Source organism: Gordonia sp. YY1, assembly GCF_009872315.1.
Lineage (GTDB): Bacteria > Actinomycetota > Actinomycetes > Mycobacteriales > Mycobacteriaceae > Gordonia > Gordonia amicalis.
In genome coordinates, this window is record NZ_WXYI01000004.1 from 262,938 (window position 1) to 286,846 (window position 23,909).

23 protein-coding genes and 1 tRNA gene are annotated in these 23,909 nt (G+C 68.9%); 11 read left to right on the top strand and 13 right to left on the bottom strand.

Features of this window, described 5'->3' with window-relative positions; genetic code table 11:
• Nucleotides 1–27: 27 nt before the first annotated feature.
• Both BPODLACK_RS08210 and BPODLACK_RS08215 read left to right on the top strand, forming a co-directional pair.
• Complete coding sequence (locus BPODLACK_RS08210) at nt 28–906, top strand: PAC2 family protein (protein WP_024498077.1); 879 nt, start codon at nt 28–30, stop codon at nt 904–906.
• Nucleotides 903–2,012: an alpha/beta fold hydrolase gene (locus tag BPODLACK_RS08215; protein ID WP_024498078.1), complete on the top strand. Its 1,110-nt coding sequence runs from the start codon at nt 903–905 to the stop codon at nt 2,010–2,012. The genes BPODLACK_RS08210 and BPODLACK_RS08215 overlap by 4 nt, the downstream gene beginning before the upstream one ends.
• 18 nt (nt 2,013–2,030) lie before the next feature.
• Here the strand turns inward: BPODLACK_RS08215 and BPODLACK_RS08220 are convergent, their stop codons facing one another.
• The 6 genes from BPODLACK_RS08220 to BPODLACK_RS08245 all read right to left on the bottom strand — a co-directional run bounded on the left by BPODLACK_RS08220 (nt 2,031) and on the right by BPODLACK_RS08245 (nt 7,083).
• On the bottom strand, nt 2,031–2,339 hold the full coding sequence (locus tag BPODLACK_RS08220) for a hypothetical protein (RefSeq protein WP_006437969.1): 309 nt from the start codon (nt 2,337–2,339) through the stop codon (nt 2,031–2,033).
• Nucleotides 2,340–2,430: 91 nt separating this feature from the next.
• Nucleotides 2,431–3,681, bottom strand: coding sequence for a cysteine--1-D-myo-inosityl 2-amino-2-deoxy-alpha-D-glucopyranoside ligase (gene mshC, locus BPODLACK_RS08225; RefSeq protein WP_024498079.1), 1,251 nt, complete (start codon nt 3,679–3,681; stop codon nt 2,431–2,433).
• A 102-nt stretch (nt 3,682–3,783) separates the two neighbouring features.
• The gene (locus BPODLACK_RS08230) at nt 3,784–4,662 is read right to left on the bottom strand and encodes an SCO1664 family protein (protein WP_024498080.1); all 879 of its coding nucleotides are present in this window, start codon (nt 4,660–4,662) and stop codon (nt 3,784–3,786) included.
• A gap of 33 nt (nt 4,663–4,695) precedes the next feature.
• Nucleotides 4,696–5,409: a DUF3090 domain-containing protein gene (locus BPODLACK_RS08235; RefSeq protein WP_024498081.1), complete on the bottom strand. Its 714-nt coding sequence runs from the start codon at nt 5,407–5,409 to the stop codon at nt 4,696–4,698.
• Nucleotides 5,410–5,434: 25 nt separating this feature from the next.
• Nucleotides 5,435–6,172 carry an MSMEG_4193 family putative phosphomutase gene (locus BPODLACK_RS08240; RefSeq protein ID WP_024498082.1) on the bottom strand — a complete coding sequence of 246 codons (738 nt, stop codon included), beginning with the start codon at nt 6,170–6,172 and terminating at the stop codon, nt 5,435–5,437.
• Nucleotides 6,173–6,240: 68 nt separating this feature from the next.
• Nucleotides 6,241–7,083, bottom strand: coding sequence for an undecaprenyl-diphosphate phosphatase (locus tag BPODLACK_RS08245; RefSeq protein ID WP_024498083.1), 843 nt, complete (start codon nt 7,081–7,083; stop codon nt 6,241–6,243).
• A 157-nt stretch (nt 7,084–7,240) separates the two neighbouring features.
• Between BPODLACK_RS08245 and BPODLACK_RS08250 the strand changes: the two genes are divergently transcribed.
• Genes BPODLACK_RS08250 through BPODLACK_RS08260 form a run of 3 tightly spaced genes read left to right on the top strand, consistent with a single transcriptional unit; the run spans nt 7,241 to nt 9,759 of the window.
• On the top strand, nt 7,241–8,302 hold the full coding sequence (locus tag BPODLACK_RS08250; protein WP_024498084.1) for a hypothetical protein: 1,062 nt from the start codon (nt 7,241–7,243) through the stop codon (nt 8,300–8,302).
• Nucleotides 8,303–8,305: 3 nt separating this feature from the next.
• Nucleotides 8,306–8,629 (top strand): DUF5703 family protein, encoded by a 324-nt coding sequence (locus BPODLACK_RS08255; RefSeq protein WP_006437976.1) that lies wholly within the window; start codon nt 8,306–8,308, stop codon nt 8,627–8,629.
• Nucleotides 8,623–9,759 carry a quinone-dependent dihydroorotate dehydrogenase gene (locus BPODLACK_RS08260; protein ID WP_024498085.1) on the top strand — a complete coding sequence of 379 codons (1,137 nt, stop codon included), beginning with the start codon at nt 8,623–8,625 and terminating at the stop codon, nt 9,757–9,759. The genes BPODLACK_RS08255 and BPODLACK_RS08260 overlap by 7 nt, the downstream gene beginning before the upstream one ends.
• A gap of 85 nt (nt 9,760–9,844) precedes the next feature.
• Here the strand turns inward: BPODLACK_RS08260 and BPODLACK_RS08265 are convergent, their stop codons facing one another.
• Together BPODLACK_RS08265 and BPODLACK_RS08270 are read right to left on the bottom strand one after the other, a co-directional pair.
• A complete protein-coding gene (locus BPODLACK_RS08265) occupies nt 9,845–10,390 on the bottom strand; it encodes a YbhB/YbcL family Raf kinase inhibitor-like protein (RefSeq protein ID WP_024498086.1) in 546 nt (181 codons plus the stop codon).
• Between the two features lie 61 nt (nt 10,391–10,451).
• Nucleotides 10,452–11,786, bottom strand: coding sequence for a M20/M25/M40 family metallo-hydrolase (locus BPODLACK_RS08270; protein ID WP_024498087.1), 1,335 nt, complete (start codon nt 11,784–11,786; stop codon nt 10,452–10,454).
• Nucleotides 11,787–11,893: 107 nt separating this feature from the next.
• Between BPODLACK_RS08270 and BPODLACK_RS08275 the strand changes: the two genes are divergently transcribed.
• Nucleotides 11,894–11,982 (top strand) — tRNA-Leu (locus BPODLACK_RS08275).
• A 73-nt stretch (nt 11,983–12,055) separates the two neighbouring features.
• Here BPODLACK_RS08275 and BPODLACK_RS08280 read toward each other — a convergent pair.
• Both BPODLACK_RS08280 and BPODLACK_RS08285 read right to left on the bottom strand, forming a co-directional pair.
• Nucleotides 12,056–12,985 (bottom strand): mechanosensitive ion channel family protein, encoded by a 930-nt coding sequence (locus BPODLACK_RS08280; RefSeq protein WP_024498088.1) that lies wholly within the window; start codon nt 12,983–12,985, stop codon nt 12,056–12,058.
• A gap of 81 nt (nt 12,986–13,066) precedes the next feature.
• Nucleotides 13,067–14,224: a M23 family metallopeptidase gene (locus tag BPODLACK_RS08285; RefSeq protein ID WP_236577635.1), complete on the bottom strand. Its 1,158-nt coding sequence runs from the start codon at nt 14,222–14,224 to the stop codon at nt 13,067–13,069.
• Between the two features lie 201 nt (nt 14,225–14,425).
• Between BPODLACK_RS08285 and BPODLACK_RS08290 the strand changes: the two genes are divergently transcribed.
• Nucleotides 14,426–15,457 carry a nucleoside hydrolase gene (locus BPODLACK_RS08290; RefSeq protein WP_024498089.1) on the top strand — a complete coding sequence of 344 codons (1,032 nt, stop codon included), beginning with the start codon at nt 14,426–14,428 and terminating at the stop codon, nt 15,455–15,457.
• Between the two features lie 68 nt (nt 15,458–15,525).
• A complete protein-coding gene (locus tag BPODLACK_RS08295; RefSeq protein WP_024498090.1) occupies nt 15,526–16,464 on the top strand; it encodes an LLM class F420-dependent oxidoreductase in 939 nt (312 codons plus the stop codon).
• Nucleotides 16,465–16,482: 18 nt separating this feature from the next.
• On the opposite strand, the gene meaB is transcribed toward BPODLACK_RS08295, so the two are convergent.
• From meaB to BPODLACK_RS08310, 3 genes are read right to left on the bottom strand one after another with little or no spacing between them, the layout of a single operon-like run.
• Complete coding sequence (gene meaB, locus BPODLACK_RS08300; RefSeq protein ID WP_024498091.1) at nt 16,483–17,481, bottom strand: methylmalonyl Co-A mutase-associated GTPase MeaB; 999 nt, start codon at nt 17,479–17,481, stop codon at nt 16,483–16,485.
• Entirely contained in the window at nt 17,481–19,766 is a 2,286-nt protein-coding gene (scpA, locus tag BPODLACK_RS08305) for a methylmalonyl-CoA mutase (RefSeq protein WP_159405064.1), read from the bottom strand. The genes meaB and scpA overlap by 1 nt, the downstream gene beginning before the upstream one ends.
• On the bottom strand, nt 19,763–21,697 hold the full coding sequence (locus BPODLACK_RS08310) for a methylmalonyl-CoA mutase family protein (RefSeq protein WP_024498093.1): 1,935 nt from the start codon (nt 21,695–21,697) through the stop codon (nt 19,763–19,765). The genes scpA and BPODLACK_RS08310 overlap by 4 nt, the downstream gene beginning before the upstream one ends.
• Nucleotides 21,698–21,862: 165 nt before the next feature.
• On the opposite strand from BPODLACK_RS08310, the gene BPODLACK_RS08315 reads away from it, so the two are divergent.
• The 3 genes from BPODLACK_RS08315 to BPODLACK_RS08325 are packed head-to-tail and all read left to right on the top strand — an operon-like array spanning nt 21,863 to nt 23,891.
• The gene (locus BPODLACK_RS08315) at nt 21,863–22,621 is read left to right on the top strand and encodes a TVP38/TMEM64 family protein (RefSeq protein ID WP_159405065.1); all 759 of its coding nucleotides are present in this window, start codon (nt 21,863–21,865) and stop codon (nt 22,619–22,621) included.
• A 53-nt stretch (nt 22,622–22,674) separates the two neighbouring features.
• On the top strand, nt 22,675–23,283 hold the full coding sequence (locus BPODLACK_RS08320) for a hypothetical protein (RefSeq protein WP_159405066.1): 609 nt from the start codon (nt 22,675–22,677) through the stop codon (nt 23,281–23,283).
• Nucleotides 23,280–23,891: a hypothetical protein gene (locus BPODLACK_RS08325; RefSeq protein WP_159405067.1), complete on the top strand. Its 612-nt coding sequence runs from the start codon at nt 23,280–23,282 to the stop codon at nt 23,889–23,891. The genes BPODLACK_RS08320 and BPODLACK_RS08325 overlap by 4 nt, the downstream gene beginning before the upstream one ends.
• Nucleotides 23,892–23,909: the final 18 nt, after the last annotated feature.

The window sequence follows — 23,909 nt, forward strand, 5'->3', positions numbered from 1 at the left end:
CTGCGTGTTCGGTCGTAGGCTGGTTCGGTGAACGCTGAGCAGATGTCGAACCTTCCCCAGCTGCGCAGACCCATTCTGCTCGCAGCCTTCGAGGGCTGGAACGACGCCGGGGACGCCGCCAGCAGTGCCGTCGAGCATCTCGCCCTTGAGTGGGATGCTCGTCCGCTCGTCGACATCGACTCTGACGAATACTACGACTTCCAGGTCAACCGTCCCACTGTCAAGCAGATCGACGGTGTGACGCGGCGCATCGAATGGCCCACGACGTCGATCTCGTACTGCAGCCCGCGCGGTGCCGACCGCGACATCGTGCTGGTCCGCGGCATCGAACCGAACATGCGGTGGCGTGCGTTCTGCGCCGAGATCGTCGAACTCGCCCAGGAGCTCGAGGTCGAGACCACCGTCATGCTGGGCGCGCTGCTCGCCGACACCCCGCACACCCGCCCGGTGCCCGTCACCGGAACTGCCTACAGCAGCGAGTCGGCGGCCCGGTACAACCTCACCGAGAGCCGATACGAGGGCCCCACCGGCATCACCGGCGTGCTTCAAGACCTCTTCGTGCAGGCGGGCCTGCCCGCCGTGTCCTTCTGGGCCGCGGTGCCGCACTACGTGTCGACCCCGCCCAACCCGAAGGCCACCGTGGCGCTCCTCACGCGTGTCGAGGAGGTCCTCGACATCGAGGTCCCGCTCGGCACGCTGCCCGAGCAGGCCGAGGAATGGGAACGGGCGGTCACCGAGATGACCGAGGACGACGAGGAGATCGCCGACTACGTCCGGGGGCTCGAGGAACGCGGCGACGCCGAGATGGATCCCGACGAGGTGATGGCGAAGATCGACGGCGACGCGCTCGCCGCCGAGTTCGAGCGCTATCTCAAGCGACGCGGACAGGGGCCGTTCGGCGGGTGAACACCCACCGAACGGCAGCGGCGCGTCGTGCCGGTGTCGCGGGCGCGGTCGGTCTGGGTGTCACGGCGGCGGCCGTCGCCGGGTACGTCACCCGAAATCTCACCTACGACCGGCGAGAGTCGGCCCTCCTCGCATCCAGCGGTGTGATCCCACGGTCGGTCACCATGCCCGGCGGCGCGGTGATCAGCTACGGCGAGGGCCCACCGGGCGGCGAGCCGCTGCTCCTGATCCCCGGACAGCAGGTCTCGTGGAGCGACTACGCGGCCGTGCTCGGCGCACTGTCGGAGGACTGGCATGTCTTCGCCGTGGACTGTTTCGGCCACGGCGGCTCCGCCAAGGATCCGGCGTGGTATCCGGCGCTCCGACAGACCGCCGCACTCGGCTGGTTCGTCGACACGGTGATCGGCTCGTCCGCAGTGGTTGCCGGGCATTCGTCGGGCGGGCTGCTCGCCGCACGTCTTGCAGCCGACTGCCCCGCCCTCGTCCGCGCCGTCCTCATCGAGGACGCGCCGTTCTTCGCGACCGAACCCGACCGCGCCCCCGCCACGTTCGCGTGGCGGGACGGCTTCCGGCCCATGCACGACTTCCTGACCGCACCGCGGGAAGCCGAGATGACCTGGACGCGCCACTGGGTGCGCCACAGCCACCTGCGTGCGCTGTTCGGCGACAAGGGCTGGACGCGACTGGTCCGCGATCCGGTCGAACGCCGGCTCGACCGCGATCCGCGCCGCATCCCACGACTCTGGTGGCTGCCGCCCACGATGAACCGCGCCCTCGACCTCACGGCATGCCTGCAGGACGGCACCGGCGACTACGACCTCTGCTACGGCGAGATGTTCTACGACGGCACGTGGTTCGAGGGATTCGACCAGGCCGAGACCCTCGCGAGAGTCCGCGTGCCGGTGACCCTGCTGCACGCCACCGTGCACGAACAGGACGGTGTCCTGCTGGGTGCGATGACCGACGACGACGCACGCCGGGCCCACGTCCTGATGCGGGATTGCCTACTCGTCGACCACATCCCGGCCGGGCACGACATCCATCGCCAGCGTCCGGCGTTGTTCGTCGACTCGATCAACGCCCTGCCCGGGCGGATTCACCGGTGACGACCGAGCGGGCAGCGCTCAGCCGATCCTCTCGATGGAGACGACCGGCGTGGTGATGCGCCACGTACGGACGTCGGGATCGTCGGCCGCTCGCACCCAGAACTGAGCCGATTCGCCGAGCCGGCAGGACTTCACCCCGAGCAGCGGGATGTCCTCCGAGTCACGGCGCAGCCGACTGACGGTCCAGTCCTCGCTGTCGGTGCCGCCGACGCCGGGAGCGCGCAGGAGCGTCATCTCCTCGAAGTCCAGCAGGTAGGTGGATGTCCGGGTGACCACGGTGAACACCCCGGAGTCGGTGTCGGGTCTGATCTCTTGCACACGCGCCACGAGAGCACTGTACCCAGAGCCATCGCGCACTGTTCGGCCCGTGCAGCCCAAACGACGTCCGGCCCCACCTCCGGCGCCGCACGCGGCCCGATCAGTCCTGCCGGGTCGCCGGGATGCCGAGCAGGGCGTCGACCGCCGCGGCGAGTGCCGCGGGCGACTCCGCCGACGACCCGATGCCGGCCCTCACGTCGGCGCACCAGGCGTCCACTGCGGCAAGCGCTTTCGGGGTGTCGAGGTCGTCGGCGAGGTGCTGGCGGACGCGTGCGATCACATCGGACGCATCGGGTCCGGCGGGTGCGGCGAATGCCGTCCGCCACCGGTCGAGACGTTCGACGGCGGTGTCGAGGATCGACTGGGTCCACATGCGGTCGCCGCGGTAGTGGTCGGCGAGCAGTGCGAGCCGGATCGCGGCCGGGTCGACGTCCTCGCGGCGAAGCACCGACACGAACACCAGGTTGCCGCGGCTCTTCGACATCTTCTCGCCGTCGAGACCGACCATGCCGGTGTGCACGTAGTGGCGCGCGAACCGTCGCGAATCGGTCAGCGCCTCACCGTGGGCGGCCGAGAACTCGTGGTGCGGGAAGATCAGGTCATTGCCGCCGCCTTGGATGTCGAACTCGATCCCGAGCCGGTTCAGAGCGATCGCCGAGCACTCGATGTGCCAGCCCGGGCGTCCGGGACCGAACGGCGAGTCCCAGGACGGCTCGCCGGGACGCTTGGCGCGCCACAACAGGGCGTCGAGCGGGTCACGCTTGCCCGCCCGGTCGGGGTCGCCGCCACGCTCGGCGAAGAACCGCGCCATCGTCTCGCGGTCGTAGCCGGACTCGTATCCGAACTGTTCGGTGGCGTCGGTCCGGAAGTAGACGTCGGGATACTCCGCGTCGTCGACGGTGTAGGCGGCACCCGAGGCGAGTAGTTTCTCGACCACCTCGATGACCTCGCCGATCGACTCGACGGCACCGATGTAGTCGCGCGGCGGCAGCACCCGGAGGGCGGTCATGTCATCGCGGAAGAGCTGGGTCTCGCGCGCACCGAGGTCACGCCAGTCGACGCCGTCACGGTCGGCACGTTCGAACAGCGGGTCGTCGACGTCGGTCACGTTCTGCACGTAGTGGACGTCATGACCCTGGTCCCGCAGGACGCGGTTCACCTGATCGAAGGTCACGTACGTCGCGGCATGGCCGAGGTGGGTCGCGTCGTACGGGGTGATCCCGCAGACGTACATGGTGGCGGTCGGTCCCGGGCTCACCGGACGGACAGCACGGTCGGCGGTGTCATAGAGGCGGAGGGCTGGTCCTTCGCCGGGTACCGCCGGAAGTTCCACATCGGGCCACGACTGCATGGCGTCCACTGTATTGCCCACGGACCGCGACGTGTTCACGGCCCGTCCGCTGCGATCGTGATCACCCGGAGCCGATGGGATCGTCGATCCCGCCGGTGTCGATCAGAACGGGGGCCACGGAATGGGCCGATGGCCCGGCGGCAGCGGCATGGTCTCGCTCTCGGCGAGAACGATCGCCCGCACCGTGAGCGCGTCGACCTCGTCAGCGGTGATGTGGCGCAGCAGATCGCGGCGCAAGGCCGAGGCGTCGGTCTCCAGGTGCTCGGCGAGCTCGGCCACGTCGGCGACCAGATGTCCGGGCACCTTCTCCCCCGCCCAGCCCCACAGAACGGTCCGGAGCTTGTCCTCGGTGTGCAGGCAGATGCCGTGATCGATGCCGTAGACACCGCCGTCGAGGCCCTCGAGCACGTGGCCGCCCTTGCGGTCGGCGTTGTTCAGCACGACGTCGAGCACTGCGAGTCGCTGGAGACGCGGGTCGTCGGCGTGGACGAGCACGACGGGTTCGCCATACGGGTCGTAGGCCTGCAGGACGGCGAAGAATCCGGTCGGCACCCGGTCGACCGGGCACAGATCGACCAGATCGATCCGCGGCTGCGCCTCGACGGGCGGGTGCTCGGAGTTGTCCGGCGTCTCGATCCAGCGCTGCACCATGCCCGGACCGACTGGTCCGTCACGGTGGATCGTCGTCGGGATCGCACCCCACCCGAGGGCCTCCGAGATCAGATACGACGCGACCTCGCGTCCGGCCAGGGTGCCGTCGGGGAAGTCCCACAGCGGGACCTCGCCACGGATCGGCTTGTACACGCAGCGCATCGACTGTTCCTCGAGCACGGCGTCGCACACCAGGGTGGCGTTGCTGGCCGACGGGATCCGCCCGAGGATCGTCAGCTCCCCGTCGCGGAGGATCTCGAGCGGTGACACCTCAGCCGGAACGGGGTCCGAGGACTCCGGCTGGTGCGGACTCGCGGCTTCCGGTGTCAACGGCCGCGCCCCTGTCTCACCGTCGGGACTCGCTCACGCCTGGGAAGAGGGTCCGGGTGTGCCCGGGTCTTCGTCGTCGGGGTCGTCCGGATCGTCGTCGTCGTCCTCGTCGACGAGGAAGCTCGGATCGGTTTGCGCGGCAAGGCTGTTGAACACCTCGGGATCGATGAAGTCGATCGACTTGCTCAACTGCGCGTCACGCTTGTAGCCGTTGGTGCGCACGCACAGGTGGCCGTCGGGGTCGAGCGGCTCGCTGCAGAGTGGGCACGGCTGGCGGCCGGCGGAGATGACCTTCGACGACCGTGCCGCGAATTCGCGTGCCGCGGCAGTGGTGAGGAACACGCGCACCGCGTCGGGTCCCTCGTCGGTGTCGTCGAGCACGACGCTCTCGTCGAACTCCCCCTCGGTGATGGCCAGCAACTCCACGACGACGGCCTCGGATTCGGCGTCCCAGCCCAGCCCCATGGTGCCGACGCGGAACTCGGCGTCGACGGGCATGACCAGCGGGCTCAGGTCGCCGACCCGATCGGTCGCCGGCGGGATCGGGGTGCCGAAGCGGCGGTGGATCTCGTCGAGCAGTGCGCCGATCCGGTCCGCGAGGATCTGGACCTGCTGCTTTTCGAGCATCACGCTGATGATGCGTGTCTCGTGGACGGCCTGGAGGTAGAACGTGCGGTCGCCGGGTTGTCCGATCGTGCCGGCGACGAACCGGTCCGGGCTGCGGAACACGTGTATCGCTCGGGACATCACACCTCCTTCATTGTTGTGTTCATTATCCCGATGTCGCCGGGATCGTCGCAGCGGCACCGGTGTCCCCGCCCACGACGGCGTCATCGGACGCCTGCTGGTCGTCACCGGTGGCCGGACGCGGTGTCGGTACCGAGAGCTTCTGCGTGTTGTTGACCGTGTGCACGTACGGCCTCGACGAGGAGTAACGGACGACGCTGATCGACGCGGGTTCGACGACGATGCGCTGGAACGCGTCGAGATGACTGCCCATCGCGTCGGCGATGATCGACTTGATGACGTCACCGTGCGAGCAGGCGATCCAGACACCGGCCCCGTCGGAGCCGCCGTAGACGCGGTCGAGTTCGCGGATGGCACGTACCGCACGGGCCTGGACGTCGGCGAGGCCCTCCCCGTCAGGGAAGACCGCGGCCGACGGCTGCTGCTGCACGACCTTCCAGAGCGGCTCGGAGAGCAGCTCGGAGATGGGGCGTCCGGTCCAGCCGCCGTAGTCGACCTCGGCGAGGTCGTCGACGACGACCTCCGGAGGACGCTCCCCGTTGGTGCCGAGGGCGGCGAGCAGCGGTGCGACGGTCTCCGCGCAGCGATCGAGCGGTGAACGGACCACAGCCCTGATCGCGCCGAGGTGCTCGCCCAAACGGCTCACGAGTGCGTCGGCCTGTTCGCGGCCCCGGTCGTCGAGGTGGACTCCGGGGCTACGACCCGCGAGCACACCCGAGGTGTTCGCCGTCGAACGGCCGTGCCGGAGAAGGATCACGGTCATCCCACAACCATAGGCATGCGCGCATGCGGCCCGCACGCGGCGAGGACGCGGCGAGGACGCCTCAGACGTCAGGTCGCGGAGATCGTGCCGGTGGACAGCAGGACGATGAGCGTGACGCCCAGGATCACGCGGTAGGCGCCGAACCAGTTCATCGAGTGCCCGCTGACGAACTTCAGCAGCCAGGCGATGGCCGCATATCCCACGATGAACGCGACGATCGTCGCCACCAGCAGCTGCGGCCCGGTCGCCTCCATGCCCTCACCGCTCGGGTTGAACGCGTCCGGCAGGCTGAACAGGCCCGACGCGGTCACCGCCGGGATGGCCAGCAGGAACGAGAACCGGAACGCGGCCTCGCGTTCGAGCCCGAGGAACAGCCCGGCGCTCGCCGTCGCACCCGACCGGGAGACGCCGGGGACCAGCGCGAGGCACTGTGCGCCGCCCATGACCAGCCCGTCGCGCAGCGTCAGCTTCTCGAGCGGACGCTGCTTCGTCCCGTATCGCTCGGCCAGCCAGAACACACCCGCGAAGACGATCAGCATGATCGCGACGAGCCACAGGTTGCGGCCGGTGGTACGGATCTGGTCCTTGGCGAGGTAACCGATGAGCCCGATGGGGATGGTCGCGAGGATCACATACCAGCCGATGCGGTAGTCGAGGTTGCGCTCCTCCGCGTGGAACAGGCCGCGGAACCACGCCCCGATGATGCGGAAGATGTCGCGGGCGAAGAACAGCAGCACGGCTGCCTCGGTACCGAGCTGGGTGACCGCGGTGAACGACGCCCCGGCGTCCTCGCCGAACATGAGTTCCGAGGCGATACGTAGGTGCCCGGACGACGAGATCGGCAGGAACTCGGTGAGGCCCTGCAACGTCCCGAGGACGATCGACTGGGTCCAGGTCATGGTGTCGGTCACGGCGCCCGATGCTACGCGGAGGCCCGCCCGCCGACCGCGCTCGGCGACACGCGCCGACCCGCCTGAGACCCGGACGCGACGGGTCACGCAAGATGGGTTCATGTACTCGTCTCGACGACCGCGCCCCCGTCACCAGCCCCCGAGCGGTCTCGCACGGTTGCGGCGTCCGGTCGCCGCAGCTGCGACGCTCGCCGTGGGTGTGGCGATGATCACGGCGTGCGGGTCCGACGACTCCGGCACCCCGGACGTCCCGACCGTCACCCCGGCGACCGCGGCCGAGGCGCCCGCGACCTCCCAACCTGCCGGACTCACCGTCCCCGTACCCGCCGGTTCCCGAGCGCTCGCCTCGTCCGGCCGCACGGTCGCCGTCGTCTCGCCGGACGGCAGGCAACTGCTCCGCTTCGACGCCGCGAGGATGACCGCGCCACCCACATCGGTCGAGGTACCCGGCCTGACCGCGCTCGCCCCGGACACCGACGGCGGCTATCTCGGGGTGGGGCCGGGTGCGCTGGTCGTCGTCGACGCCCAGGGCGCCGCGCGCACCGCCGGACTCGACACCGACTCCCCGACCGCGGTCGTGCGCGCCGCGTCCGGCGAGATCGTGGTCGGCACCGCCGACGGCCGGGTGCTGATCTACGACGGCGACTTCGAGAACGGGCAACTCCGCATGAGGCACGATCTGCGCGAGTTCGTCCGGGTGGATTCACTCACCGCGGCTCCGGCCGCGGCCGAGGGCCTCGACGGCCAGATCGTCGTCCTGGACCGCGCGCAGTCGTCGGTGACCCCGATCGACCCCGAATCCGGCGAACCCGGGCCCGCGTTGCGGGCCGGCAACGGCGCCACGACCTCGACGGTCGACCGTTTCGGACGCATCCTGGTCGCCAATACCCGCGACGGCGAGATACTCGGCTTCTACGGTTCACCGCTGGTCATGCGGTTCCGCTATCCGGTGGCCGATGGCCCGTACGCCGTAGACTACGACGACACCCGCAACCTGCTCTGGGTGTCGACAACCGCGAACAACGAGGTGGTGGCGTATGACCTGGCCGACGGCGAGCCGACCGAGAAGCAGCGGTTCGCGTCTGTCGTCCAGCCCGACGCCCTCACCGTCGACGATGCCGGCACCGTCTACGTCCTGTCGGCACGCGACGGCCGACTCCAGGTCGTACCCCCGCCCGGCACTCCTCTCGGTGTCGCGGCGGTCGAGCCGGGCCGGTGACCTGTGACTGCTGATCGACGACCCCACACCCGGCACGCGCGGACCTCCGCCCGCCTGGGGTCGCGCTACCCCACCGGCTGGGAGGTCACGTCCGAGGACGTCGAGTGCATCCTGCTGAAGTTGCCGCCGGACGTCACCCGGGTGACCGCGTCGATGCGACTGGCACTCCAGGCCGAGTTCGGCGGCTGGGAGCTGTCCCGGGTCCGCCTCTACTCCGACGGCACGCGCAAGGTCCTGCTCAAGCGCCGGCGACCGCCGCGCGGCGCCCGCGAACTCGACGAGGACCGTTCCACCGACCACGATCCCCGGAGCGCCCAGGCATGCTGACCGCACGAACCGCCACCAGGGTGCTGATCGCACTCAACCGGTGGTGCTATCCCCTGCTGCTCAAGGCGATGTTCCTGCTGCCGCCGGAACGCATTCATCACATCGTCTTCGTGCTGCTGCGTGCGGTGGGCCGGTTCTCGCTGCTCTCCGTCCCGGTGGCCAAGCTGCTCGCCCACCACGACCCGGTCCTGCGAAGCCGTGTGTTCGGCGTCGACTTCCCGGCGCCCATCGGGCTGGCGGCCGGATTCGACAAGACCGCGGGTGCCGTCAACACCTGGGGTCAGATCGGTTTCGGCTTCGCCGAGATCGGCACCATCACCGGCCGGGGACAGCCCGGCAACCCGCAGCCGCGCCTGTTCCGGCTACCCGCCGACCGGGCCCTCATCAACCGGATGGGCTTCAACAATCCGGGGGCGCACGTCGCCGCCGAACACCTCACCGAGGTCCGGCGCGGCCCGGTGTCGGTGCCGATCGGCGCGAACATCGGCAAGACCAAGGTGGTCCCGCTCGACGAGGCCATCGACGACTACCGCCTCTCGGCGAGCCTGCTCGGCCCCCTCGCCGACTTCGTCGTCGTCAACGTGAGTTCTCCCAACACTCCCGGGCTACGCGATCTCCAGGCCGTCGACTCGTTGCGGCCGATCCTCGCCGCGGTCCAGTCCGAGGTCCACGTCCCGGTCCTGGTGAAGATCGCTCCCGACCTCGTCGACGACGACATCGACGCGGTCGCCGACCTCGCCGTCGAGCTCGGTCTCGCCGGCATCGTCGCCACCAACACCACCATCGGCCGCGAGGGTCTGCGCACCCCGGACGCCGACGTGCGCGAGATCGGCGCGGGTGGTCTGTCTGGAGCACCGGTGGCCGACCGGTCGCTGTCCGTCCTGAAACGGCTCTACAACCGCGTAGGCGGGAACATCGCGATCGTGAGTGTCGGCGGCATCGAGACCGTCGATCAGGCGTGGGAACGCATCTGTGCCGGCGCCGATCTGCTGCAGGTCTACACCGGGTTCATCTACGGCGGACCGCTGTGGCTGTACGAATTGCACGCCGGTCTCGCCGAGCGTGTGCGGGCGGGCGGTTTCGCGTCGGTCGCCGATGCGGTGGGCAGCGCCGCGACCGCGCAGCCCTGACCGGACGCTCCGACGCCGACGACGTCGCAAAGAAGGCGTCCCGACCGCTCGACGAGCGATCAGGACGCCTGGTTGTCGTTGCGTCTCAGACGTTCTCGCCGGGCTGTTCGTAGGTGCCCACCAGGACTGCGCGGGCGATCGCGTGCGAGAAGAGGTTGAAGCCGAGGTAGGCCGGGGTGGCTCCCTCGGGCAGGTTCAGCGACTCGGTGTCGACCGCGTGCACGGCGACGAAGTAGCGATGCGGTCCGTGTCCGGGCGGCGGGGCGGCACCGATGTAGCGGCGCAGCGAGGCGTCGTTGGTGAGCGTCACGGCGCCATCGGGCAGACCCGATCCCTCGTCGTCACCGGCCCCCTCGGGCAGGCTCGTGACGGACGCGGGGATGTCGGCGACGGCCCAGTGCCAGAACCCCGACGCGGTCGGTGCGTCGGGGTCGTAGACGGTGACCGCGAAAGACTTCGTCTCCGCGGGGAATCCGGACCAGGTCAGCTGCGGTGACAGGTCATCTCCACCCGCGCCCATGATTCCGCTGACCTGACCGCTGGCCAGCGGCGAGCCGTCGGTGAGGCTCTCCGAGGTGAGCGTGAAACCCGGCAGACTCGGTAGCGGGGAGTACGGGTCGAAGGACGACATGTGTTCACCTTTCTGACGTTTCGCGCATCGGATCGATCTGCCCACCACTCTATGTGAGGGCTCAGCTGTGGAGCAGGAAGTGTTCGAAGACCTTGGTGCCGAACAGAACCGCGTCGACCGGCACCCGCTCGTCGACGCCGTGGAACAACGCCGCGAAGTCGAGCTCGGGCGGCAGCTGCAGCGGCGCGAACCCGAAGCAGCGGATGCCCAACTTGGCGAACGCCTTGGCGTCGGTGCCGCCGGAGAGCATGTAGGGCACCGTCTTTCCCTGCTCGTCGTGAGCGAGAATGGCGTTGTTCATGGCGTCGACGAGGTCGCCGTCGAACGTCGTCTCGTACGAATCGAGGTGCGTGATCCATTCCCGGGTGACGTTCGGCCCGATGAGTTCGTCGATCTCCTTCTCGAAGGCCGCCTGACGCCCCGGCAGTACGCGGCAGTCGATGACGGCTTCGGCCTTCTGCGGGATGACGTTGGCCTTGTAGCCGGCTTTCAGCATCGTCGGGTTGGCGGTGTCGCGCAGCGTGGCGCCGATGATGCGGGCGAGATTGCCGAGCTTGAACAGCGATGTCTCCAGGTCGGGCGCGTCGGGGCTGAAGTCCAGTCCGGTCTCGGCGCTGACCTCGGCGAGGAACTGGCTCACCGACTCCGTCATGACGAGCGGGAAGGTGTGCCGGCCGATCCGCGCCACGGCTTCGGCCACCTCGGTGACCGCGTTGTCGGCGTGCAGGAACGAGCCGTGACCCGCCCGCGCCTCCGCGGTGAGACGCATCCAGCCCAGACCCTTCTCGGCCGTCTCGACGAGATACAGGCGTTTCTGGGTGCCGTCGGGTCGATCGACGGTCAGCGAGAAACCGCCGACCTCACCCACCGCCTCGGTGATCCCCTCGAAGAGATCCGGCCGGTTCTCGACCAGCCAGTGGGCGCCCCACGTCCCGCCGGCCTCCTCGTCGGCGAGGAAGGCGAACACGATCTCCCGCGGCGGGACGGTGCCGTCGCGTTTGAACTGGCGGGCCAGCGCGAGCGCCATCCCGGCCATGTCCTTCATGTCGACCGCACCGCGTCCCCAGATGTAGCCGTCCTTCACCGTGCCGGAGAACGGGTGGACACTCCAGTCGGCCGGCTCGGCCGGCACCACGTCGAGATGAGCGTGGATCAGGAGGGCGCCGCGGTCGGAGTCGGGCGGTCCCGCGAGGCGCGCGAAGACGTTGCCGCGTCCCGGACGGCCCGACTCGACATACTGTGTGGTGTATCCCACTTCCTCGAGTTGCTGCGCCACCCACTTGGCACACTCTTCCTCGCCTTTCGTGGTCTCCGGCTCCCCCGTGTTGGAGGTGTCGAACCGGATCAAACGGCTGACGAGATCGACTACTTCAGTGGTCGCAGACTGGAAAGACACCCCTCACTCCTACGGGATTTGGGATACACGGGCAACCTCGGTTAGTGTTATCCCGCTGCCGAGAGACGGCGGGGAGAAATCACCGCCGGAGCAACGCAGCAGAGCAAGTCCGAGTGGCGGAATGGCAGACGCGCTAGCTTGAGGTGCTAGTGTCCTATTAACGGACGTGGGGGTTCAAGTCCCCCCTCGGACACCACAGATCACAGAAGAACCCCGGCTCCGGCCGGGGTTCTTCTCGTTGGAGGCGCTACCGCGCGGACGCGGCAGGGTCAGCTCCCGACGGGCTCCATGAACCCCGCCCAGGCGCGCGAGTACGGCAGGTCGATCGAGTTCTCCACGAAGGCCTGCAGGATGACGCGACGCAGCCGCCGCTGGACCGCCCACTGGCCGTTCGGCATGGTCTTGACCGTCAGGCGCAGGACGACCTTCTCGGAGGAGACCTCCTGCACGCCGAGCATCTCGATCGCGCCGAGGATGTCGGTGTCGTCCTGTTCGACGGCGAGCCGCGCCGCCTCGGCGGCCACCCGCTGCGCCTTGTCGATGTCGGCGCCCGGCGCGACCGGCACGTCGACGCGTGCCACCGCGAACTCCTGGCTCATGTTGCCGACGCGGGCGATCTCGCCGTTGCGGACATACCAGAGGGTGCCGTCGATGTCGCGGAGCGTGGTGACGCGCAGACCCACGGTCTCCACCTCGCCGATCGCCTCGCCGAGGTCGACGATGTCACCGACCCCGTACTGGTCCTCGAGGAGCATGAACACCCCGGAGACGAAGTCGCGGACCAGGTTCTGGGCGCCGAAGCCGATCGCGAGACCCACGATGCCGGCCGAGGCGATGAACGGTGCGATGTTCACCCCGAGGACGCTCAGCACCGACAGCACCACCCAGACGAGCAGCACGATCGACACGGTGGACTTCAGCACCGAGCCGATGGTCGCGGCCCGCTGGGCGCGCCGGGCGGCGATCTGGGCGCTGCGTTCGGTCGTCGGCGTCTTGGACCGGAAACCACGGATGAGAGACGCGCCCCGCGTTCTCCCGCCGTCCCGGGAGCGGGGCCGGGTTGCCCGGTCGATGACGCGATGGATGGCGTAGCGCACGACCAGCGCGAGCAGGATGTAGGCCGCGATGCGGATCGGATTCTCGATCAGCCATTCACGATTCGTGTCGGTCCATTCGAAGGCCAGGTTCTGAATGGTCATGACCCCGACCGTACGGACGATGAGATCGTTGTCCAGTCGTGATCGTTCGCAGGCCGGCGTCGTCGGACCCGAAAACCGTTGTCAGCCTGCGCGGAACGTGACGATGTTCTGATCGAGGATCATCCGGTCCTCCTGTGTGGCGACGGCCACATCGGGTGCCAGGACCAGGGGGACGCCGGTCCCCTCCGAGGCGTCGAAGGCCGCGGTGTCGGCCACCCGGCCGGTGATGGTGAAGAGATCGGTCACACTCGGCACGCCTTGCGACACCAGGAACGACGGACCGTTCATCACGTGGACGTGCAGGTGCGGCGCGACCGAGTTGCCGCTGTTGCCCACCTTGCCGATGACCTCACCCCGACGCACACGGTCCCCCGGCTTGAATCGCACCGAGCCGGGTTGCATGTGGGCGTAGTTCACGTAGAAGCCGTCGCCGATGTCGAGGACGAGGTTGTTGCCGTCGGCATCGGCGATCGGCAGATTCGCCGGGTACTCACCCGGCACCTGCTCCGGCAAGTCGTTGCGGCTGGCGACGACCGTCCCGTCGGCGACGGCGAGCGCGTCGTCGCCGAAGATCCGGTAGCCGGCCGGATCCCTGGCGTCGCCGACGAAGATCTTCCCGTCGGGTCCGGCCTGCTCCCAGTCGACGGCGTAGCGCTGCGCGAGGACGGGCGTGCCATCGAGTGGCAACAGGGCCCGGGTGTGCCGGACCGCGTCGCAGCAGGCGTCGGCGGCGATGTAGTGCTCACCGGCGAGCGGCGGACCCAGGACCGGTACCACGCCGTCGTTCACGTCGACCGCCGCGATCCTCTCGGTGGTCTCGCGCATCTCGGGTGGCGCCTCGTCGGCGCGGACCGAGATCTCGTGGATCAGCTTCTTCGGTGCGCCACCCGCGAATCGCAGGTGGAGGAACAACACGCCGTTCTGCCCCGGTGCGAGCACCTCGGAATACCCGTCGGGCGCACCTGGTCTCGGCTGGACCGAAGGCGCCCCGGTGGGCTTGAGCCGTCCCGCGACACCGGCCTGGTCGAGGCCGATCAGTGCAGGGCTGCCTTCGGTGTCGGCGTCGAACACCTCGACCCCGGTGATCGTGACCGGGGTGCGCAGGTAGTTCGTCAGCGACACCTCGTAGACGAGATGGTCGGAACCGTCCGATCCGGCGAACGGCGTGGGCGCGAACATCACCGACCCCACCCACCGGGGTGACGACGGGTTCGGCGGGAACCGGTACTTCCGTACCATCACGGGAATCGTCGGCACCGCCGCAGCCGGCCAGGACGAGCGCGGCACACAGGCCGAGAACTGTCGATGAGAGTCGTTGTGGGTGCATCGCGTTCCTCTGCGGCCGTCGCGCCGACGGCGGTCCGTCCGGCATCGGCAGGGATACTAGGGAACGCCGGGGCGGCGCGGGCGCGGTCACCGCAGACCGGGCACAATTGTGACGTGAACCAGCGCCTGTTCTTCGACTGCGACACCGGTATCGATGATTCGGTGGCACTGCTCTATCTGCTGGCCCGCGCCGATGTCGACCTCCTCGGGATCGCCTCGACGGCCGGCAACGTCCCCGTGGACGTGGTCACGACGAACAACCTGTCCTGGCTCGAACTCTGCGGCCGTGCAGAGATTCCCGTCCACGTCGGGTCGGCCACTCCCCTCGTCGCCGACCTGATGACGACCGAGGACACCCACGGTCCACTGGGCGTCGGCCATGCCGAACTGCCCACCCCGACCATCACGGCGAGCCACGTCGACGCCGCGGACGCCTGGATCGAGGCGTCGCGAGCTCACGACGGCGAACTCGTCGGGCTGGTGACCGGGCCGCTGACCTCGCTGGCGACCGCGGTCCGCCGAGATCCGGCACTGCCCTCCCGCATGCGCCGGCTGGTGATCATGGGCGGCGCGTTCCACACCCACGGCAACACGACGCCGACCTCGGAGTGGAATGTCGCCGTCGACCCGGAGGCCGCCGCGGAGGTCTTCGCGGCGTTCGGTACGGCAGGCGCACCGGAGCCCATCGTGTGCGCGCTGGATCTCACCGAGCAGGTCGTGATGACCCCGGACCACGTGGTGCGCCTGGCCGCCGCGTCGGGAAGCACACCGCTCGAATGCCCGGACCCCGGCGACGAACGGGGTCTGCGTTCGGTTGCCGACAACGAGATCATCCGGCACCTCACCGATGCCCTGCGCTTCTACTTCGAGTTCCATCACGACCACGACGAGGGCTACATCGCCCATCTCCATGACCCGTTCGCGGCGATGGTCGCGCTGAACCCCGACCTCGTGGCCACCATTCCGGCGCGCGTGGGCGTCGAGCTCACCGGAACCCTGACGCGCGGGATGACGGTCGCCGACGAACGCTGGATGTCGCCGCTGGGACCCAACGCCCGCATCGCCACGGCCACCGACCTCGACGCCGTGTTCGACGATCTCATCGAGACGATCGGGACCTACGCTCGCGCACTGGTCCGGATCTGAGACCCCCACCGCCGTCTGAGGTGTCAGAGAAGCGAGCGCGACGGCCCATCGGCACCTACGGTTGACCGGTGACTCGACTCGGTTATCAGATCGCCAACTTCACCTACCCGGACGTTCCCGCCGAACGGCTCTTCCCCACCGTCGTCGCGCAGGCGCGGGAGGCCGAGGACTCCGGTTTCGACACCGTCTTCGTGATGGACCACTTCTATCAGTTGCCCATGCTCGGTGAACCCGACGATCCGATGATCGAGTGCTACACGCTGCTGTCCGCGCTCGCCCAGCACACCTCCCGGGTGCGACTCTCGTCCCTGGTCACCGGAAACACCTACCGCAACCCCGCGTTGCTGGCGAAGACCGTGACCGCACTCGACGTCGTGTCCGGCGGCCGCGCACAGCTCGGGATCGGCGCGGGATGGTATGAGCTCGAACATGATTCACTCGGCTTCGAGTTCGGTACCTTCAGCGACCGGTTCGAGAAGCTCGAGGAGGCCCTGCAGATCATCCGCGGCATGCTCGCCGGGGAACGCCCCAGCCTCGACGGCAAGCGGTACCGCGTCACCGATGCCCTGAACGTCCCTGCACCGCTGTCGACGATCCCGGTGATGATCGGCGGTGGCGGTGAACGCAAGACGCTGCGAATGGTCGCGCAGTACGCCGAGCTGTGCCCGCCGTCCCACATACCCCGCAAGCTCGAGGCCCTCGCCGAACACTGCGAGCGCCTCGGACGCGACCGGGCGGAGATCACGGTGACCGTGCAGACCTACACCTGCATGGCACCCACCCATGAGGAGGCGGTCGCCGACTACGAGGCCTATGTGCGCCGCACGCCGGCGGCCGAGGCGCGTCGCGGGATGACGATCATCGGTGATCCGGACGAGGTCGGTGCCCGCTACGCCGACATCCTCGCCGCCGGCGTCGACGGTTTCACGGTCAATGCAGCCGCCAACGGCCATGTGCCGGGACGGGTTTCCCTGCTGGGTGAGACGCTCGCGCCGCTGATCGGTTGAGCCGGGTCGGCGCGCCGCTCAGCGATTGTCGAAGGCGTCGACGATGCGCTGGGCGGCGAGCGCCGGCGTGAGCACACCTTCGCGCAGCTCCTCCTCGACGGTGCCGCGGATGTCGCGGACGCCGGGCGACTCCGCGAGCCGGCTGAGCACGATGTCGTGGACCATCGACCACATCCAGTCGATCTGCTGCCGGTTGCGGCGGGCAGTGAATTCGCCTGCCTCCCTGAGGGTCTGGTTGTGTTTGACGACGGTGGCCCAGAACTCGTCGATGCCGGTCTTCTCGATCGCGCTCATCGTCAGCACCGGCGGTGTCCAGAGGGCGTCGTGCGGGTAGATCAGTCCCAGGGCGTTCCGCAGTTCGCGAGCCGCACCCTTCGCCTCGTTGAGGTGTTTGCCGTCGGCCTTGTTCACCACCACCACGTCGGCGAGTTCCAGGACACCCTTCTTGATGCCCTGCAACGAATCCCCGGTGCGGGCCAGCGTCAGGAAGGTGAAGGTGTCGACCATGTTGGCCACGGTGACCTCGGACTGCCCGACGCCGACGGTCTCCACGAGGACGACGTCGAATCCCGCGGCCTCCACGAGCACGATCGACTCACGGGTGGCCTTCGCCACACCCCCGAGCGTGCCCGAGGTCGGTGACGGACGGATGTACGCGTTCTTCTCCGTCGACAACCTGCCCATGCGGGTCTTGTCGCCCAGGATGGAGCCGCGGGTGCGCGTCGAACTGGGGTCGACGGCGAGAACCGCCACCTTGTGCCCCAACTCGACCAGGTGCATGCCGAGCGCCTCGATGGTCGTCGACTTACCCACGCCCGGAACACCGGTGATGCCGACCCGGAACGAGTTGCCCGCGTGCGGGGTCAGCTTGAGCAGCAACTCCTGCGCGGCCGCCCGATGATCGGGGCGCCTGGACTCCACCAGGGTGATCGCACGCGCCAGGTCGGCGCGGCGATCGGCCAGCACGGCATCGGCCAGCGCGTCGACGTCGACGCGACGCCGAGGACTGTCCGCCATCAGTTCGCGGCCACCCCGGGCAGTTCCAGGCCGAGGGTGTCGGCGAGCTTGCCGATGAGCTCCACGGCCGAGTCGGCGATGACCGATCCGGGCGGGAAGATCGCGGCGGCGCCCGCTTCGTACAGCTCGGCGAAGTCACCCGGCGGGATGACGCCGCCGACGACGATCATGATGTCCTCGCGCCCGACTTCCTTGAGCGCCTCCCGCAGGGCGGGAACCAGGGTGAGGTGACCGGCGGCCAGCGACGACACACCCACCACGTGCACGTCGTTGTCGGCGGCCTGGGCGGCCACCTCCTCCGGCGTGGCGAACAGCGGGCCCACGTCGACGTCGAAGCCGAGGTCGGCGAAGGCGGTCGCGATGACCTTCTGGCCGCGGTCGTGACCGTCCTGGCCCATCTTGGCGACCAGCACGCGCGGCTGGCGGCCCTCGGCCTCGGCGAACTGGCGTACCGCCTCGATCGCCGCGTCGATGTTGCTCACCTCGCCTGCCTCATGTCGATACACCCCGCTGATCGTCTTGATCTCCGCCTGATGACGACCGTAGACCTTCTCCAGCGCCTCGGAGATCTCCCCGACCGTCGCCTGATGACGCGCGGCCTCGATGGCCAGGGCCATCAGGTTGTTCTCCATGCCACCCTCCGACGACGCCGCGGCGCGGGTCAGGTCGGCCAGTGCCGCCTCGACCGCGGCGGAATCCCGCTGTGCGCGAAGGGCGCTGAGCTTCTCGAGCTGCTCGGCGCGCACCTTGGAGTTCTCGACCTTGAGGACCTCGATCTCCTCGTCGTCGGCCACCTGGTACTTGTTCACACCGATCAGCGGCTGCTGCCCCGAGTCGATGCGGGCCTGCGTGCGGGCCGCGGCCTCCTCGATGCGCAGCTTCGGCAGACCCTCGTTGATGGCCTGTGTCATGCCGCCGGCCTCTTCGACCTCGCGAATGTGCTTGCGCGCCTTCTGCGCCAGCTGGTGGGTGAGCGACTCGACATAGTTCGAACCGGCCCACGGATCGATCGGACGGGTCGTGCCGGACTCCTGCTGCAGCAGCAGCTGGGTGTTACGCGCGATGCGGGCCGAGAAGTCGGTCGGCAGGGCGATCGCCTCGTCGAGCGCGTTGGTGTGCAGCGACTGGGTGTGCCCCTGCGTCGCCGCCATCGCCTCCACACAGGTGCGTGCCACGTTGTTGAACACGTCCTGCGCGGTCAACGACCAGCCCGACGTCTGCGAATGTGTCCGCAGCGACAGCGATTTCGCGTTCTTCGGATCGAACTCGGCGACGAGCTCGCTCCACAGGAGACGCGCCGCGCGCAGCTTGGCGACCTCCATGAAGAAGTTCATGCCGATGCCCCAGAAGAAGGACAGACGCGGCGCGAACTTGTCGATGTCCAGACCGGCCTCGAGGCCCGCACGGATGTACTCGACGCCGTCGGCCAGCGTGTAGGCGAGCTCCAGGTCAGCGGTCGCACCGGCTTCCTGGATGTGGTAGCCGGAGATCGAGATGGAGTTGAACTTCGGCATCTTCTGGCTGGTGTACTCGAAGATGTTCGAGATGATCCGCATCGACGGCTTCGGCGGATAGATGTAGGTGTTGCGGACCATGAACTCTTTGAGGATGTCGTTCTGGATGGTCCCCGCCAGCTTCTCCGGCGGCACACCCTGCTCCTCGGCCGCCACGACGTAGAGCGCCAGGATCGGCAGCACCGCACCGTTCATCGTCATCGACACCGAGACGTTGCCCAGGTCGATGCCGTCGAAGAGCTGACGCATGTCGAGGATCGAGTCGATCGCCACACCGGCCATGCCGACGTCTCCGGCGACGCGCGGGTGGTCGGAGTCGTACCCCCGGTGGGTCGCGAGGTCGAAGGCCACCGACAGACCCTTCTGACCGGCCGCGAGGTTACGGCGGTAGAAGGCATTGGACTCGGCGGCGGTCGAGAAACCCGCGTACTGCCGGATCGTCCACGGCTGGTTCACGTACATCGTCGGGTACGGGCCACGGATGAACGGGGCCTCTCCGGGAACCGAGTCGAGCGGGTACGGATGCTCGGCGTCGTCGAGGATCTCGTTGCGATCGGTGCGGGTGTACACCGGCACAACGTCGATCTGCTCGGGCGTGTTCCAGGTGACCTGGTCGACCGAGTAGCCGTGTGCGGAGGCCAGTTCCTCGGTGACCGGCGCACCGGGTCCGGCGACTGTCGTGGCCGGTCCCCCGGTGAGCTCAACCCCGGCGAAGCTCGGGATCGACTGGGCCGAATCGGACTGTGACAGGTTGGGTTCGGTCTGGGTCATGCCGTCGCTCCCGAAGTAGAGAGAAGCTGATCGAGGAGATCCCCGAGGGTGCTCACCGCGTCGATACCGACACGCAGCGAACCGTCGGGACGATCATCGGATTCGGGCCATTCCTTGTCCGGGCCGGCGAGCAGGACCTTGGAGAGACCGGCCGCACGTGCGGCCGCGAGCGCCGCCGGACCTTCCTCGGCATAGCGCGCCTTGGTACCGCAGATGACCGCGATCGTGGCCTTCGAGCCGGCCACCGCGTCGCCGATCTTGTCGGCGGTCAGCGGGCCCGGGTTGACCACGGTGATGCCGCCGGCACCCAGCAGGTTGGCCACGAAGGTGGTGCGTCCGTTGTGTTCGGCGACGCTGCCCAGCGGAATGAGCAGGATCGACGGGCGCGCACCCTGCTCGGCGAGCACCACGTCGGAGCGATCGCGCAGCGCCTCGAAGGCACGGCCGACACGGGCCAGCTTCGGGGTTCCGGTGACCACGTCGGTCACGCCCGACACCGAGACGCCCTGGGCATCGGAGAGGGCCCGCTCGTCGATGTTCGGGAACTCGTTGACGCCGGTGACCGAGATGCGTCGGTGTGCGACCTCGGCGTCGCGTCGGGCCAGCGAGGCCTCGACCTTCTCGGCGATCCAGCCGCTGTCGAGAGCTGCGCGGTAGCCACCGGCGGCCTCGACCTCGGTGAAGACGGCCCAGGCGTTGGCGGCGAGGTCGTCGGTCAGCGACTCGACGAACCACGAACCGCCGGCCGGGTCGAGGACACGTCCGATGTTGGACTCCTCGAGCAGCAACAGCTGGGTGTTGCGGGCGATGCGGCGCGAGAAGGACGCACTCGAGGTGCGCTTGGCGGCCGGGATCGTCGCGTCGTACGCCAGAACGGTCAGCTGGTCGGCGCCGCCGACACCCGCGCCGAATGCGGCGATGGTGCTGCGCAGCATGTTGACCCACGGGTCACGCTGGGAGTACATCGACAGGTCCGTCACGCCGTGGGTCAGTGCACCACCGGCGTCGGGCGCACCGACGACCTCGGCCACCCGGGCCCAGATCTTGCGCAGCGCACGGAACTTGGCGATCGTCGCGAACTGGTCGTCGTCGGCCGAGACACCGAAGGTGATCTGGTTCAGTGCCGCCTCGGCGGACAGACCGGCGGCGGTCAGGTCACGCAGATGCGCGACCGCGGCGGCCGCCACGAGGGCGAGTTCGAGGCCGTTGTCGGCGCCGGCCGTCGCGAAGTCACTGCCGTCGACGCGGAAGGTCCGGACCCCGGCGGGGAGGTTCGACGCGGCGAGCGCGGTGGCCTCGTCGGCGTCAACGGTGGCACGACCGGAGAACGCCGCGGTCAGCGGCGAGAGTCCGAAGGAGTGCGTGGTCGCCGCGGTGGGAGGTGCGGCGACCGGGGCGGCCTGCGCCTTCTCCTTGAGCGACAACAGTTCCCGGGCGGCGGCGATGCCCTCGGTACCGGCGTCGAGCGTCACCGGCACGAGGTCGAGGTAGACGCCGCGCAGGACAGTGGCGAGGTCGGCGACACCGAGACCGCCACCGGGCTTGCCGACGGACAGCCAGAGTCCACTGGTGCCGTTGGCCATCGCCTCGAGAACGAGTTCGTTGACGTCCTCGGCCTGGGTCGCGTCGTCGCCGAACCGCTCGGTGACGCGCCACCCGGTGGTGACGTCACGAGCGGGATCGGCGCCACGGACGAACGGGAACCGGCCCGGCAGGCCTGGTTCGGTCGTCTCGTCGCGACGTGTGTACAGCGGCCGGATGGTCAGCCCGTCGGCGGTGTCGGTCGAGAGCAGGGCTTCCGGAGTATCCGGGAGCTCGTCGACGTCGACCCGACGCGATTTCGCCAGAACGGCCGCGGCGGCCTTCGACCACGCCTGGTAGGCGCCGTCGAGATCTGACTCGGGTTTGGGCTGGTCAGTTTGCTGTGGCATGTGGGGAAGCACACCTCCGTGAGTGCTCTGTGCGAGCGCGTACACGACCTTAGCCGATCGCTCGCTCGGCCCATCAACAAGGTCGGCGTGAGCTATGCCACCCAGCGGGGTGCGTGCAGGTCGCAGGGTCGAGGGGTCTCGTGGGATCCAGAGTAGAGTGTCCGGGTGCCCGAGCCAGCCCCCGTCACCGAGGTGACCCCCGACGCGGCGGGCAGCCGACGGCGCGTCGTCTTCGACCGTCGGGTCGTGCGGCGCGCACTCGCCGCCGCCGCTCTCGTGGCACTGGTCCTGCTCGGGTCCTACTTCATCCCACTGCCCTCTATCGGCAGCGTCCGCGCCTGGGGCGACGACCTCGGGCCGGCTTTTCCGTGGCTGTTCTTCGCGGCATATGCGGTCGTCACGATCGCCCCCATCCCCCGCTCGACCTTCACCGTCATGTCCGGGATCTTCTTCGGTCCGGTCGTCGGCTTCGTGGGGGCGATGATCGCGTCGTCGATCGCGGCGGTCGCGGCCTTCGGTCTCGTGCGGGCACTCGGACGCGACCGGGTGCGGCCGTTCCTCAAGAAGCCGGTCGTCAAGGCCGTCGAGTACCGCCTGGAACGTCGCGGCTGGCTGGCCGTCGGTTCCCTCCGCCTGATCGCGGCCTGCCCGTTCTCGGTCGCGAACTACTGCTCGGCGTTGTCCTCGGTACGACCGGTGCCGTTCACGGTGGCGAGCATCATCGGCATGGCTCCGGGCACCGCGGCCGTGGTGATGCTCGGCGATTCGCTGACCGGCGAGACCGATCCGCTGCAGCTACTGGTCAGCGGCGCACTCTTCGCGGTCGGGATCGCGGGATTGATCCTCGACGCCCGGTTGCCGGTCGCGTCCGATAGCCCTCAAGCACCCAGGCTTGAGAAGGGATCATCAAGCTCCCTCACTTGATCCATCTAGTCCTAGGACTTGATCGTGCTCGATCAAGCTCGTAGGCTTGTGTGATGTTCGTCATGACCGTCGATCAGCGGGGAAGCCGCACCGACATCGATCGCGTCGACGCTGTGCTCACCCGCCTGGGCGACGTCGACACGGTGCGCTCCTTCGAGCGCACCGCCGGCGACGAGATCCAGGGTGTTCTCGACGATCCGATGACCCTGGCACATCTCGCCGTGGAACTGACCGCCGACGGCCACTGGAGTGTCGGCATCGGCACCGGCGGCGTGGAACAGCCGCTGCCCTCCTCCACCCGCGCCGGCCGCGGAACCGCCTTCCTCTACGCCCGAGACGCGGTCGAGGCGGCCAAACGACAGCGGATACCGCTGTGCGTGCGCGGACCCGACGCCCGATGGTGCCGTCACGCACAGACCGCCGGACGCCTGATCAGCGACATCGTCGCCACCCGGAGTGCCGCCGGGATCGAGGCGGTGGCACTCATGCGGCGGGGACTCACCCAGGCCGACGCCGCGGGCGCCCTCGACATCACGCCGCAGGCCATGAGCCAACGGCTCCGCGCCGCCGGTTGGGATCTGGAACCGGATGCGCTCGACCTCCTCGCCGACGCGCTCGCCGAGGCCGATCGTCATGCCTCGGACGCGGAGCTCGCGCGATGACCGGCACCGCACTCGTCCTCCTCGTGCTGACCGTCGTCGCGCCCGTGCTCTGGCTCGGTGTCGAACACTGGATGCGCGGACGTGCCCGGGATGGACTGGCCGTGCCGCGTTCGGCGGCGATCATCCACACCATCGGCCTGATCGTCCTGCTGGGCCTCGCGGCCGCGACCGCAATCGTCGCGGCGACGGCCGGACCCGCCGCCGGATTCGCCGCCGCGGCGGCTCCGGTGATCGCGGCGATCGCGGCCATCACCGGTGGCGGTCCGGTGGTGCGCGCGGTACTGCAACTCGGCGGCGTCCGGGCGGGTCCGACGCCACCGCACGACCCTGACACCGACGACACCACCGAGACGGAACCGTCCGACCCGACGGAGGTCGGCCCGCTCCGCGGTGGACGCGTGATCGGCTACCTCGAGCGACTCGCGGTCGTCACGACGCTGATGGTCGGATGGCCGGAGGGACTCGCGATCATCCTCGCCGTGAAGAGCCTCGCGCGCTATCCCGAACTACTTGCCCCGCAGGCCTCGGAGCAGTTCATCATGGGCACCTTCGCATCGGTGTTGTGGGCGATCGGACTCGCGGGCATCGAACACCTCATCACGACCTGATACGCGCGTCCGGTCCCA

Excerpts from the sequence above, each read along its gene's own strand:
- BPODLACK_RS08235 (WP_024498081.1), bottom strand. The coding sequence starts at position 5,409 with ATGTCCCGAGCGATACACGTGTTCCGCAGCCCGGACCGGTTCGTCGCC.
- BPODLACK_RS08240 (WP_024498082.1), bottom strand. The coding sequence starts at position 6,172 with ATGACCGTGATCCTTCTCCGGCACGGCCGTTCGACGGCGAACACCTCG.
- BPODLACK_RS08265 (WP_024498086.1), bottom strand. The coding sequence starts at position 10,390 with ATGTCGTCCTTCGACCCGTACTCCCCGCTACCGAGTCTGCCGGGTTTC.
- BPODLACK_RS08325 (WP_159405067.1), top strand. The coding sequence starts at position 23,280 with ATGACCGGCACCGCACTCGTCCTCCTCGTGCTGACCGTCGTCGCGCCC.
- BPODLACK_RS08320 (WP_159405066.1), top strand. The coding sequence starts at position 22,675 with ATGTTCGTCATGACCGTCGATCAGCGGGGAAGCCGCACCGACATCGAT.
- BPODLACK_RS08260 (WP_024498085.1), top strand. The coding sequence starts at position 8,623 with ATGCTGACCGCACGAACCGCCACCAGGGTGCTGATCGCACTCAACCGG.
- BPODLACK_RS08285 (WP_236577635.1), bottom strand. The coding sequence starts at position 14,224 with ATGGTACGGAAGTACCGGTTCCCGCCGAACCCGTCGTCACCCCGGTGG.
- mshC (WP_024498079.1), bottom strand. The coding sequence starts at position 3,681 with ATGCAGTCGTGGCCCGATGTGGAACTTCCGGCGGTACCCGGCGAAGGA.
- BPODLACK_RS08280 (WP_024498088.1), bottom strand. The coding sequence starts at position 12,985 with ATGACCATTCAGAACCTGGCCTTCGAATGGACCGACACGAATCGTGAA.
- BPODLACK_RS08310 (WP_024498093.1), bottom strand. The coding sequence starts at position 21,697 with ATGCCACAGCAAACTGACCAGCCCAAACCCGAGTCAGATCTCGACGGC.
- scpA (WP_159405064.1), bottom strand. The coding sequence starts at position 19,766 with ATGACCCAGACCGAACCCAACCTGTCACAGTCCGATTCGGCCCAGTCG.
- meaB (WP_024498091.1), bottom strand. The coding sequence starts at position 17,481 with ATGGCGGACAGTCCTCGGCGTCGCGTCGACGTCGACGCGCTGGCCGAT.